Origin of the sequence: Achromobacter sp., from assembly GCF_032113835.1 — a bacterium.
Taxonomy (GTDB): Bacteria; Pseudomonadota; Gammaproteobacteria; order Burkholderiales; family Burkholderiaceae_B; genus Achromobacter.
This window is the reverse complement of sequence record NZ_DAMCTG010000061.1, coordinates 21,207-32,324: the sequence shown is the minus strand read 5'-3', so window position 1 is coordinate 32,324 and position 11,118 is coordinate 21,207. Positions and strand designations below refer to the sequence as shown.

Annotated in this window: 11 protein-coding genes; 8 read left to right on the top strand and 3 right to left on the bottom strand. The window is 58.1% G+C overall.

The annotated features are described in order from the left end of the window. Positions 1-20: 20 nt before the first annotated feature. The 8 genes from RT697_RS19275 (at position 21) to RT697_RS19245 (ending at position 6,613) form a co-directional block, all read left to right on the top strand. Positions 21-3,134, top strand: coding sequence for a hemagglutinin repeat-containing protein (locus tag RT697_RS19275; protein WP_313701073.1), 3,114 nt, complete (start codon positions 21-23; stop codon positions 3,132-3,134). Between the two features lie 26 nt (positions 3,135-3,160). Further along, on the top strand, positions 3,161-3,535 hold the full coding sequence (locus tag RT697_RS19270; protein ID WP_313701071.1) for a hypothetical protein: 375 nt from the start codon (positions 3,161-3,163) through the stop codon (positions 3,533-3,535). 402 nt (positions 3,536-3,937) lie between these two features. Continuing rightward, positions 3,938-4,147, top strand: coding sequence for a hypothetical protein (locus RT697_RS27100; RefSeq protein ID WP_409517463.1), 210 nt, complete (start codon positions 3,938-3,940; stop codon positions 4,145-4,147). A gap of 2 nt (positions 4,148-4,149) precedes the next feature. After that, a complete protein-coding gene (locus RT697_RS19265) occupies positions 4,150-4,398 on the top strand; it encodes a hypothetical protein (RefSeq protein WP_313701069.1) in 249 nt (82 codons plus the stop codon). A gap of 71 nt (positions 4,399-4,469) precedes the next feature. Then, positions 4,470-4,868 (top strand): hypothetical protein, encoded by a 399-nt coding sequence (locus tag RT697_RS19260; protein ID WP_313701068.1) that lies wholly within the window; start codon positions 4,470-4,472, stop codon positions 4,866-4,868. 30 nt (positions 4,869-4,898) lie between these two features. Beyond that, positions 4,899-5,267, top strand: a complete 369-nt coding sequence (locus RT697_RS19255) for a hypothetical protein (RefSeq protein WP_313701066.1) — start codon at positions 4,899-4,901, stop codon at positions 5,265-5,267. A 431-nt stretch (positions 5,268-5,698) separates the two neighbouring features. Further along, positions 5,699-6,055 carry a hypothetical protein gene (locus tag RT697_RS19250; protein WP_313701064.1) on the top strand — a complete coding sequence of 119 codons (357 nt, stop codon included), beginning with the start codon at positions 5,699-5,701 and terminating at the stop codon, positions 6,053-6,055. Positions 6,056-6,286: 231 nt separating this feature from the next. Then, positions 6,287-6,613, top strand: a complete 327-nt coding sequence (locus tag RT697_RS19245) for a hypothetical protein (RefSeq protein ID WP_313701062.1) — start codon at positions 6,287-6,289, stop codon at positions 6,611-6,613. 1,156 nt (positions 6,614-7,769) lie between these two features. On the opposite strand, the gene alkB is transcribed toward RT697_RS19245, so the two are convergent. From alkB to RT697_RS19230, 3 genes are all read right to left on the bottom strand, one after another. Beyond that, positions 7,770-8,423, bottom strand: coding sequence for a DNA oxidative demethylase AlkB (alkB, locus tag RT697_RS19240; RefSeq protein ID WP_313701060.1), 654 nt, complete (start codon positions 8,421-8,423; stop codon positions 7,770-7,772). Position 8,424: 1 nt separating this feature from the next. Continuing rightward, positions 8,425-9,138 carry a 2OG-Fe(II) oxygenase gene (locus RT697_RS19235; protein WP_409517462.1) on the bottom strand — a complete coding sequence of 238 codons (714 nt, stop codon included), beginning with the start codon at positions 9,136-9,138 and terminating at the stop codon, positions 8,425-8,427. Positions 9,139-9,467: 329 nt separating this feature from the next. Beyond that, positions 9,468-11,009, bottom strand: coding sequence for a phospholipase D family protein (locus RT697_RS19230; protein ID WP_409517461.1), 1,542 nt, complete (start codon positions 11,007-11,009; stop codon positions 9,468-9,470). Positions 11,010-11,118 lie beyond the last annotated feature (109 nt).

The following is an 11,118-nucleotide window of genomic DNA, read 5'->3' as shown; positions in this document are numbered from 1 at the left end:
AGGACAGCTACGACTACAAGATGGTCAAGAAGTCCGGCTTTGGCGCCATGGGCGGGTTTAGCTTTGGCACCAGCAAACAGACCGACTCGCTGGACAGCAAAAAAGTCTTCCACAACGCCAGCACCGTCGGCAGCGTAGAAGGCGATGTGCTGATCAACGCGGGCAACGCGCTGAACATCACAGGCAGCAACGTCATCGCACGCCAAGGCGACATCACGCTGATCGGCAAGGAAGTCAACATCGGCGCCGCGCTGGACACCACCCAGGAGCGCGAATTCCATGAGATTAAGCAGACAGGGCTGACGCTCACGGCGAGCAACCCTATCGTCAGCGCCGTGCAAACGGGCGTGCGCATGGCGGATGCGGCGGGCAAGTCAGATAACGCGGTCATGCAGGGCCTGGCGGGAGTCACCACAGGATTGGCGGCAGTTAATGCCTACGACGCGGTGCAAGCGTCTTCCAAGGCGGCCGCTGCGGCCGAAGCAGCCAAGCCGGGCTCGTCCAACCAAATCGACAAGCTCGGCGGCGTCAGCATCAAGCTCAGCCTGGGCACCAGCAAGAGCAGCAGCACCACCGACCGCAATGCATCAAACGCTTTCGGGTCGACCGTCGCCGCAGGCAAGGACCTGACCATCGTTGCGCAAGGTGCGGGCCAGGACTCGGACATCACCGTCACGGGTTCGACGCTGTCGGCCGGCAACAACGCGGTGCTCAAAGCCGAAGGCGACATCCTGCTGGAGGCCGCGCGCAACGCCTTCGAGCAAAAGACCACCAGCAAGAGCAGCAGCGCCAGCATCGGTATCGGCTACTCCACTGGCGGCGAGCAAAACGGGTGGACGCTCGAACTGGGTGCGTCCGTGGGCCGAGGCAACGCCAACGGCAAGGACGAAAGCTGGACCAACACCAACGTCACCGCAGGCAACGTCCTGGCGATCCAGTCCGGTGGCGACACCACCCTCAAGGGGGCGGCAGCCAAGGCCGACCAGATCATCGCATCGGTTGGCGGCAATCTGTTGCTGGAGAGCTTGCAGGACAGCAGCAAGTACGACTCCAAGAACAAGAGCGCGGGCTTCGGCCTGACGCTGTGCATCCCTCCGTACTGCGCGGGCTCGAGTAGCGTCTCGGCCAACGCCAGCACGGGCAAGATGAACAGCAACTTCAAGACCGTGACGGAGCAAACGGGCTTGTGGGCGGGCGACGGCGGCTTCCTGATCGACGTCAAGAACAACACCACGCTCATCGGCAGCGTCATCGCCAGCAGCGACAAGGCGGTCGCCGACGGCTTGAACAAGCTGACCACGGGGACATTGGTCACCGAAGATCTTAAGAACACCGCGCGCTACAGCGGCAGCCAGGTGTCGATCGGGGGTGGGTTCGGGTTTGGCGGCGCTAAAGCGAGCGACTCAGGCCTGGGTACCACCAAGGGCGGCGAGGTCGCTGGCGGCGCGAGCAAAGATGCGGGCACGTCCATTTCCACGGGCAGTAGCGGCTTTGGAATGGGCACACCGATCGTGGTCGCCGCGAGCGGCAACAGCAGTTCAACGACCCAGAGCGGCATCAGTGGCGGCACGATCGTTATTCGTGATGAGGCGGCGCAGGTCGCGCTGACCGGCAAGACGGCTGCGGAGACGATTGCGACGTTGAACCGGGATACGTCGGATACGTTGAATGCGCTTAAGCCGATCTTTGATAAGGAGAAGATCGAAGCGGGGTTTGAGATTGCGTCCGAAGCCCAGCGGCAGATGGGGCAGTTTTTGACGAATCGGGCGAAGGAAAAGCAAGCGGCGGAAAAAGCCTTAGCCGATGCGGTTAAGAACGGCAAGGCAATTGATGCTGCGCAGATGACGGCGCTTCTGGATCAGTTGCAGCATGCGCAGGACTGGAGTGCCGGTGGCAAGTATGGGCTGATCTTGGTGGCGTTGTCGGGAGCCGCCGGCGCGAATGTGACGGGTTCCACCAGCGCATTTGTCCAATCGGCCGCAGTCAACTATCTCCAGGGCATGGCGGCATCGCAGGTGAAACAGATCGCCGATCTGCTGGGTACCGGCAACGAGGCCGAAGGAGCGCGCGCGGCTCTGCACGGTATCTTGGGATGTGCGGGTGCGGCAGGAAAGGGTGCCGCTTGCGCATCCGGCGCATTGGGCGCGGGGGCGGGAAGCATCCTGAATAGCCTGATGGGTTCGGCGGAGGGCCTTACGCCTGAGCAAGTCGAAGCTCGGCGCAATATGGTCACCAGCTTAGTAGCGGGCATAGCGGCTGCAGCAGGCGGTGATCCAGCAACGGCCGGGATGGCCGCCACGCTGGAGACATCACAGAACTGGGGGTTCTTGGCGCCGGTTGCAGCTGCGGCGGCAGCTAAGTGTGCGACAACGACCAGTTGCCAGCGAGTCGTCACTGTGGTGTCGGAGAAGTCGACAACTCTTTGGATGCAAACGAAGGATGGCGTCACCTACGTGGTTACCGCCGCGATGTCGGGCATTGCCGCCGGAGCTTTGGGTCCTTGGGCAGCAGAACTTGTGAGCGACATTGCTGGAAAGGAGGCGGCGCTGCCTGGAAAGCCGGGGAGCGTGGTGCATTTGACTGCTCTGCCTCCCTCAATAGGCGATGAGGGCAGGTATGGTCCCGAAATTCCGGTGGTGCCAGGTCGGCCCGTTGAGCCTATTGCGGTGCCGGGACAGGAGAATAATGGGCCCATAGGCGGTACTACGATCAGCTCCCCTCTGCCGGATGAGGAGGGGCCGGTTTTAATATATAGCCAGGGCTTGCCGCCAGGAAAAATATCAGACGTGCCGATTTATGACCCGTCCGGGGCAGCGCGCGCGGCCGAGCATAGTGGAAACTGGTCCAGTGGATCGCTGAAAGAAACAGTGCGTAATGTGGTCGGAGAAAATCCCAAAGTAGAATATACAACCTCCGGAAAAACTGTTTTCACAAATGCAATGACAGGCGTTTCAGTGGTCTTGGATAATGCAGGTAATTATTATCGTGTGCAGAATTCGGCTGGGCAGTATTTGGATCAGAATGGCAATGCCATTCCGCACAATGTTCCGTTGGTTGGAGTAGAGAAAACTACGCAGACCGGTATTCCATCAGGTGTGAGGAATGGTTTGACTCATTTTAAAAATTCTGATTAAGTGAAAAAGTGGCGACGTACATGAGGATGCAACGATCGTTCTTCTGGGTGGAAGGTTGCGACGCGAAATTAACGCTCTCCGGATTGGTTTCCGAATGGCTGTTCTCGTCAGGTTTCTGGAAAAATATTAATGCCATCCAAGGCACTATTTTTGATCAGTATGAAGAAGACGAAGCTGATGTTTCTACACTGGAGGTGGTCATAAATGCGCTCGAAAAGCATATCTTAGGCCTTCGCGCTCTCCGTGCACAGACTGTAGAATTTGTGAGTGGCTGGACACAGGACCGCGTAGCCATACGGGCATGTGTGTCTAAAGACTTAGCATTGTCAGAGTTGATCGATCTTCGACGTTTTTTGATCAAGGCTGTGGCCAACAAATCAAAGGTAATTTTCTCTCTTTAGGGCAGAGGATGAGGCGAGCAGCGACAGTGGAAGTCGATAGCGCAGCAATATATTCCGCCGGTCGCCGCGCCGCCTAGCGGTAGTGTCGGGAATCTGCCTGATACGCAGTTGCCGGCTCAACCAGGACAAGTGCCGAACGTTGGCGGAATTCCGGGGCAGGAGAATAATGGGCCGTCCGGCGGGATGACGACGACTTCGCCGCTACCGGACGAGCAGGGTCCGGGCCTGATTTTTAGCGACGGAGGCGGGATATCTAAAGGTGGGAAGCTCACCGTTGGTGAAGGTGACTTCTCGGCGAGCGAACGTTCTGCCGCTCAATACATGGCAGATCTTGGCAATGACGTCTTCCTGCGCGCGCCTTCTGGCACCAGAGCTGAGGGGGGACGTCTGATTTACTCGTAAATGGCATCCAGTACGATGTATATACACCAATCACCAAAAAATTCGAACGCAATCGTTTCCGCGATTGCAAAGAAAAATACTCAAGCGACCGGTATAGTTTTGGATTTAAGAAGCACCACGGTTACTACGGAGCAACTTGGAAATTTGTTGGGCCGCGTGCGAGGGGCGGGAGCAACTAATATTACTGACATTAAGATTATTGGAAAGTAGCCATGCCAAAAAAAATTTGCGAATGTGGATACTGTTTTCGGTTGGGTGATATTCCCAGTCAGGATCAATGGATGATCATATCGGATGTGGATTTCGATGCCTTTTTTGCCAGTGAATCGAATGCTGAGGATATATATAAAAAAATGAAAATATTGCTGAAATGTCCGAATTGCGGTCGCCTGTCCGTGTTTTGGGAAGGGATGGAGAAGGCTGGGATCGTATATAAAGAAGAGGACATAGGGGGCAGGTGAACGCCGGAGGTGATGTTTGCCGGTCACGACGCCCGGGACCCCAGATTCGACTAGCCACACCCGTTTTGGTTATGAATATTGAGCATGAGAATGAAGTCACTCGAACAGCGTTCGGGCAATGGGTTTCAGGTCTATTTGGAGCTGTGTGTGGGTGCTATCCAAATACGAAATTTCACGAACAGAAAGAACTGTTTTTCTTGATGCTGGAAAAATTGCTTAAGAGTGGCAGAGTCATATTTATTGTTCCTGGGTCTGATTGTTATATCTCTGCGCAAAATCCTACGCCCAAATTAACTATCGAGAATCCCGAAGCGCATTGGAACGCGCCAGTTTCTGAGATTATGAATTTCGTGCGTAATAAGTGGCCTGCGCATGCTAATGATATGCATGATCTGGAACTCACATACTACTTTTACGAACTGCCGGGGTTAATTTGGGTTGGCGATGATGGGAAGCTAGTAGCCTCCTAGTGCAGTCTGGCGAGGGGGGGCGCGGGCAACGTGCTGAACGTCGTGGGCAGCAACGATATCGCATGCCAGGGCAACATCACCCTGATTGGCCAGGCCAAGAGGACAGCGTCGGAGCGGCGCAGAATACGACGCAGGAACGTCTCCGAGCAAAGGACCACCAGCAAGAGCAGCAGCGCCAGCATCTGCATAGGCTACTCCACTAGCGGCCAGGACGAAAGCTGGACCAATTCCAGCGGCACCGCGGGCAATGTCCTGGCGATCCAGTCCAGCGGCGACACCACCCTTGAAGGCGCCTCTGGCAAGGCCGACGAATGCTGCCGGGGCTTCGGCGGGAATCGTTCTCAGCCAGCGGATGGATCAGGCCTTTGGAAAGCCGGCGGGAAAATTGGATCCAGCTGAGCGGGAAGCACGGATCAACCTTGTGACCAGTCTGCTGGCTGGACTGACGGCGACGTTGGTGGGGTGCCCGGGCAAGAGAATAATTGGGCTCATGGTGGAACTACGACCTCCTCGCCGTTACCCGAAGAGCAGCCCCCCGGATTAATTTTCAAGAACGCCGATGACGTATTAAAGCCTAACGGTCAATTTGTGAGTTACGTCAACAAGGGCGCTACGCCGAATATTAGAACTGTTTCATAAAATGAGTTCGATCAGGTGAAAACAGACCTATTGACGGGTGCGTCTCTGGGTGGTTCGTATGCGGGGGGGAAGGGGGCTTGGTATGCTCTCCCCGGCGGGGGGCGAGTCGGCGTCCGGCTGTCCGATAATTCGAGATCGACCCTGGATATTGATATTCCGGGTTATCCAAAAGGTTTTAAGGTTCATCAACAATGACTAAAGAGCCCGTTGACCGGTTTTTCGGCGTGCCAATGAGTGAGTGGATAGCGCGAATTCCAAACGAGTTGGATGTCGATGCTATCGGGCTATGGCAGATTATCCCGGTAGGAATGGATAGTTTTGGGTTGGAAGGGCAGCTTCTCGATGTCTTTGCAGCTCGCAGCATTGTCGCATTGCTCGAAAACGGAGCTGTTCCTGTTAGGGCCTTTCCAGGAGCAGACGGATGGATTCCTGATTTATCCTATCGAGGAACCACGGAGGAGATAGCTAAACAGATTGTTCTCGAATGGAGAAATTTAGGGATTAATTCAGACCTCGATGGGCTATGGTTTTCAAAGTTAAAGACTTAGTTAGCCAGGGATGGATGCTTTTGGAGGTTTAATGTCGATGACGGAAACTCCCCTTGCCGTCGTTTATGTAGGTGAAATAGAGATGTCTACCATGGCTGTTTCCGACTTTGTTGTGCTCATGGAAGTGGCTATTGACGTCTATTTAAATTGCACCACGATGAGGAGGGTCGCGTGATGGCGTTAATAGAATTAAAGTTCGTTAGGATTCTTTTATGAAGTGCTGCTTGGTATATGAATAAAGTTGCCGATATTAGGCTCCTGATGGATAACGGTTTTGCTAGAGACGTATTGGCGTTAATAGAAGGGGAATCTGAATTTACGTCAGATGAGTCATCGGGTGTTCCCGATCATCCGGATTTGAAGAAGCTTTGGGTTATATCGGTGCACCATTTAAGGTTTGTTGTCGAATTTGGTCAAGGGGAAACTTCGGCCGTTAAGGGAGGGAAATTCAGAACGCCTTTTCCCCGTGAGTTCGAACAATGGCTTCAGGCTGGAGCGCCCGGGGTCGCCAGCGCTGACGTTGATGCCTGTCTCCGGGATCGCTTGCTTTCAATTTAATGTTTTACCGTGGGCAATGTCCTAGCGATCCAGTGCCGCGGAGACACCACGAACGGGATCAAGCGGCTGTGGAGGCGGGCAAGCTTAATGGAGAGTGGGGACCGTCTGGTATCTAGCGCCGCATTGGGGGCGCGATCTCGGCGGTGATCCGGGGTCATATGTCGTCCCGATGGGCCGACCCTTTGGCACTTCGGGGGAAACGAGTATTAAAATTATCGTTCGGCCTGGGGCCAATCAGGTAATTACTGCCTATCCTGATTAAGTAAAGAGGATTTATATGTTGTGTCCTAGGTGTGGGCAGGGAGATATTGTCAAGGCAAGCATTATGGCTGGCGACACTTGCTTGTTCGTATGTCAAGAGTGTGAGGCGTCATGGTTTTTATACGAAGATATTGGGGTTAAGGGCTTTGTCGACTTTGGGACTTATATGGAAAGTTTAGGGATGAAACCACTATGGAGTGAGGTAAAAATCATTCCTAAGTAGGTGCAAAAGGAACCGGAGCAGGCGGGGAATCGCGCCCTGAACTGTTGCCTTTTTTCAAATTTGGAGTGTTCTTATGCGCAGTGACGATAAGTTAAATTGCCGAGTTTGCGGGTATCGCTCAGAAGTTCCTCCATGGGGGAACGACGCACTCACGCCACTTTTCGATTTTTGTCCTTGCTGTGGCGTTGAGCACGGTTATCAAGATTCAACCAAGCGCGGTGCCACCAAATATAGAGATCGTTGGATTTCGGCTGGGGCCGAATGGGAAGTCCCCGGATGTAAGCCTGAGGGCTGGTTCATTAATGAGCAATTGGCTGGTGTGCCGTCTGATTTTCGGTAGCTGGCTGAAAATAAGCCCGATAGATTTTTGTAGGCGAGGCGTTTGAAAATTTGTTAATCCGCGCGCAGCAGTGAAGCGGCCATCCGAAGAGGATGGCAAACTGGTTCATGGCGGCTTTTAAATCGAAGGTCAAGCTGAAGGGCTTCGCCGGCACGTTGCGTTGAGCCTGCTTTTAGAGCTTGATGGCGACCTAAATGGTAGGGACGTGGCCTTGCGTGTTGATGATCTTGCGCGGGACTTACCAGAGGAGCGGTGCCCTCGATCCCATAAGCACCGGATCACACATTCATTCTGGTGGGAACGCCGGGGACTTCCGGTATTGAGGATAGACCCTATCCCGCCTTACGTATCGTGAAGTTGATTCTCTGGCTGCCCAGCCTCGGATGCGGCAGATCCTTCAGCGGCATCACGCCATGAAACCGCAGGCGGTCCACGCCGCCCCACACCACCACGTCGCCATGAAACAGTGGCACCCTCGCTGCGCGATCCGCTCGGTCGTCTCCCCCGAACAGAAACATCGCCGGCATGCCCAGGGACACCGACACGATGGGTGCGTCGAAATCGCGCTCGTTGCGGTCCTGGTGCAGTGACAGGCGCGAGCCGGGTTCGTAGCGGTTGACCAGGCACGCATCCGGCGCAAAATCCGGAAAACCGGCTTCCTGCGCCGCGTCCTGCGCCAACTGCCTGAAGGCCTGCGGCATTGCCGGCCAGGGGTGTCTGGACACGGGGTCGATGCGGCTGTAGCGATAGCCGCGGGCGTCCGTCGTCCAACCCAGCTCACCGCAATTGGTCAGCGCCACCGACATCGTGTAGCCGCCGGGCGTCTCCATATGCCGGAATGGCGCCTGCGCGGTGACGTCGTCCACGCCGGCCAGCAGCGCGTCCACGGTCGGCAGCGCAAAGCCGCGCAACACCACTGATTGCGGGCCGATGGACACGCGGCCCTGCTGGGCGGGATCGTCGCCGCCGAATAGGTCCAGGGTCATGTCACACCGCGTCGTGAAAGATGATGCCCAGCGTATGGCGCCGTCCTGAGCGCAGCTCGCTCACGCCATGGCGCATGGCCACCTTGCGCCACCCGCGCACGCCGGGAACTGGGCGCTGGTTTACTGTGAAGATCAGCGCATCGCCTTGTTGCAGGGGCAGCACGTCGGCGCGCTGCTCGCGGCTGCCTGTTTCCGTCATGACGAATTCGCCGCCGGTGAAATCCTCGCCGGGCCCGGACAGCAGCACCGCCACCTGCAACGGAAACACGTGTTCGCCATACAGGTCCTGGTGCAGGCAGTTGTAGTCGCCCGGCCCGTACTGCAGGATCAACGGCGTGGGCCGGCGCTGGCCGGCCGCGTGGCAGCGCGCAAGAAAATCCGCGTGGTCCGCCGGATACTGCACGCCGATGCCCATTTGCCGGTTCCATCGGTTGGCGATGGGCGCCAATTGGGCATAAAGCGCGCCGCGCAGGCGGGTAAGCAGGTCAGGCAAGGGATAGCGGAAATACTTGTATTCGCCGCGCCCGAATCCGTGGCGTGCCATCACGATCCGGCTGCGGTAGCGATCGTCGCGGTCGTAGGCGTCCGACAGCCCGGTGCATTGCGCAGGCGTCAGCAACGCAGGCAGGACGGCGTTGCCGTGCGCGTCGAGATCGGCAACGGCTCGGGTCCAATCCTGCTGCGCCAGCAGGGCGTCGGCGGACGTCATGGTCATGGTTATGGTCGTCGAATGGCGAATCACCGCGTCGAATTTACTGCGGCAGAATCACTGCGGATAATCGTTGCGTCCAGTCTACGCCTTGCTGAAAAACCGGCCACTCCGCTTGTTGCGGATTTCGATAGACCAGGCCACGATAGACCGGGTCACAATCGACCGGGTCACGATAGACCAGGTCGCGGACGACCGGGTGGCGATAGACCGGGTCGCGGATGACCAGGTGGCGATAGACCGGGTCATGATCACCGGGTCATGATCACCGGGTCGCGACGACCAGTTCGCGACGACCGGTTCGCGACGGCCGAGCCGCGTCACGACACCCACCCCTACAACAACGGCTCCAGCGGCAGCAGCGACGCCACCCACACGGTCGCGCGTTGCAACAAACTGGCGCCGGGTTCGCGGTCGTGGCGCACCGTGTGGCCGTCGCGCTCTTCCAGCCAGTAGACCTTGCCCATGTCGTCCAGCTTGACCCGGTAGGCGGTGCGGGGCAGCTCGTCGTCGAAGGCATCCGCGATGCCCTGTGCCAGCGCCGGGCTGTCGATCACAAAGCCCAGCTCGGTGTTCAATCGCGCCGACCGGGGATCGAAGTTGAACGACCCGACGAAGACGCGCTCGCCGTCCACCGCGAAGGTCTTGGCGTGCAGGCTGGAACCGGAGCTGCCGAAGGGACCCAAGCTCTTGTTGCGCTCGACGCCCTGCACCGCGCGCTTCATTTCGTAGAGCTCGACGCCGGCGGCCAGCAGGTCCTTGCGGCGCTTGGCGTAGCCCGAATGCACCACGGCCACATCGGTGGCTTCCAGCGCATTGGTCAGCACCCTGACCTTGACGCCATCGCGTGCCATCTTGGCAAACGCCTGCGTGCCGGCGGCGGTGGGCACGAAGTAGGGCGACACCAGCAGCAGTTCCTTTGCCGGCTCGCCCACGATCTCGTGCAGTTGGTGCGGCAGCATTGCCTCGCGCGGCGCGGTGCCCAGCGTCTTGCGCGGATCGTCGCTGACCATGCGAGTGCTCGCCCAGATCAGGGGCAGTTCGCCGCTAAGCAATTGCCGGATGAAGGGCAGGTCGCGCATGGCCTGCGCATAGGCCGCGGCCTCGGGCGATTGTTCGACCGCGGCGGCGTCCGCCTCCAGTTCTTCCAGTTCGTTGGACGCAGCCTTCCGGACGATGCCTTCCACCGGATAGGCGGAATCGCTGCGCCAGTAGCGGTCGAAGTCGCCCGACACGTCGCTGACGGCGGCGCCGATGGCCAGCACGTCCATGTCCCTGAACAGCACGCCGTCGGAGGCGCCAAAGTATTCGTCGCCGATATTGCGGCCGCCGACGATGGTGGCCTGGTTGTCGGCGGTGAACGACTTGTTGTGCATCCGGCGGTTCAGCCGGTTGAAGTCCGTCAGGTAACCGAGCGGCTTGGGCCAGCGCAGCGTGAAGGGGTTGTAGAGCCGCACCTCGATGTTGGGATGCCCGTCCAGCGCGGACAGCGTCCGGTCCAGTCCCGACGTGCCGTTGTCGTCCAGCAGGAGGCGCACGCGCACGCCGCGGTCGGCGGCCTCGTGCAGCGCCTCGAACAGCATGATGCCCGTCATGTCGTCGTGCCAGATGTAGTACTGCACGTCCAGGCTGCGCTCGGCGGCGCGCGCCAGCATCATGCGCGCGGCGAAGGCGTCCAGGGGATTGGCAAGTGCGTGGATGCCGGACTTGCCGGGATGCGCGGCGGCCAGCGGGGCGATCGCCTGGCCCAGGGGCGTGGCCCCGGCTACCTCGTCGGTTAGCCCCTGCGACTCGCTGCGCTTGTCCAGCGAGGGAAGGGAGCAACCGGAGGTCAACGCGCAAAAGATGGTCATGTAGAGGAGTTTGCCCAAGTGCATGACCGCTATTGTGCCGAATCCGGCGCGGGTCGCTCGTAGTGTCCGGCGGACGAACGGATTGCGCATCGGGGAAACCACGCGGTCGACGTTTTTTCATATCTGGGATAAA

What these genes read in the sequence shown, in the direction of transcription:
- RT697_RS19275 (WP_313701073.1), top strand. Translation starts at nt 21, where the DNA reads ATGGTCAAGAAGTCCGGCTTTGGCGCCATGGGCGGGTTTAGCTTTGGC.
- RT697_RS19270 (WP_313701071.1), top strand. Translation starts at nt 3,161, where the DNA reads ATGCAACGATCGTTCTTCTGGGTGGAAGGTTGCGACGCGAAATTAACG.
- RT697_RS27100 (WP_409517463.1), top strand. Translation starts at nt 3,938, where the DNA reads ATGGCATCCAGTACGATGTATATACACCAATCACCAAAAAATTCGAAC.
- RT697_RS19265 (WP_313701069.1), top strand. Translation starts at nt 4,150, where the DNA reads ATGCCAAAAAAAATTTGCGAATGTGGATACTGTTTTCGGTTGGGTGAT.
- RT697_RS19260 (WP_313701068.1), top strand. Translation starts at nt 4,470, where the DNA reads ATGAATATTGAGCATGAGAATGAAGTCACTCGAACAGCGTTCGGGCAA.
- RT697_RS19250 (WP_313701064.1), top strand. Translation starts at nt 5,699, where the DNA reads ATGACTAAAGAGCCCGTTGACCGGTTTTTCGGCGTGCCAATGAGTGAG.
- RT697_RS19245 (WP_313701062.1), top strand. Translation starts at nt 6,287, where the DNA reads ATGAATAAAGTTGCCGATATTAGGCTCCTGATGGATAACGGTTTTGCT.
- alkB (WP_313701060.1), bottom strand. Translation starts at nt 8,423, where the DNA reads ATGACCCTGGACCTATTCGGCGGCGACGATCCCGCCCAGCAGGGCCGC.
- RT697_RS19235 (WP_409517462.1), bottom strand. Translation starts at nt 9,138, where the DNA reads ATGACCATGACGTCCGCCGACGCCCTGCTGGCGCAGCAGGATTGGACC.
- RT697_RS19230 (WP_409517461.1), bottom strand. Translation starts at nt 11,009, where the DNA reads ATGCACTTGGGCAAACTCCTCTACATGACCATCTTTTGCGCGTTGACC.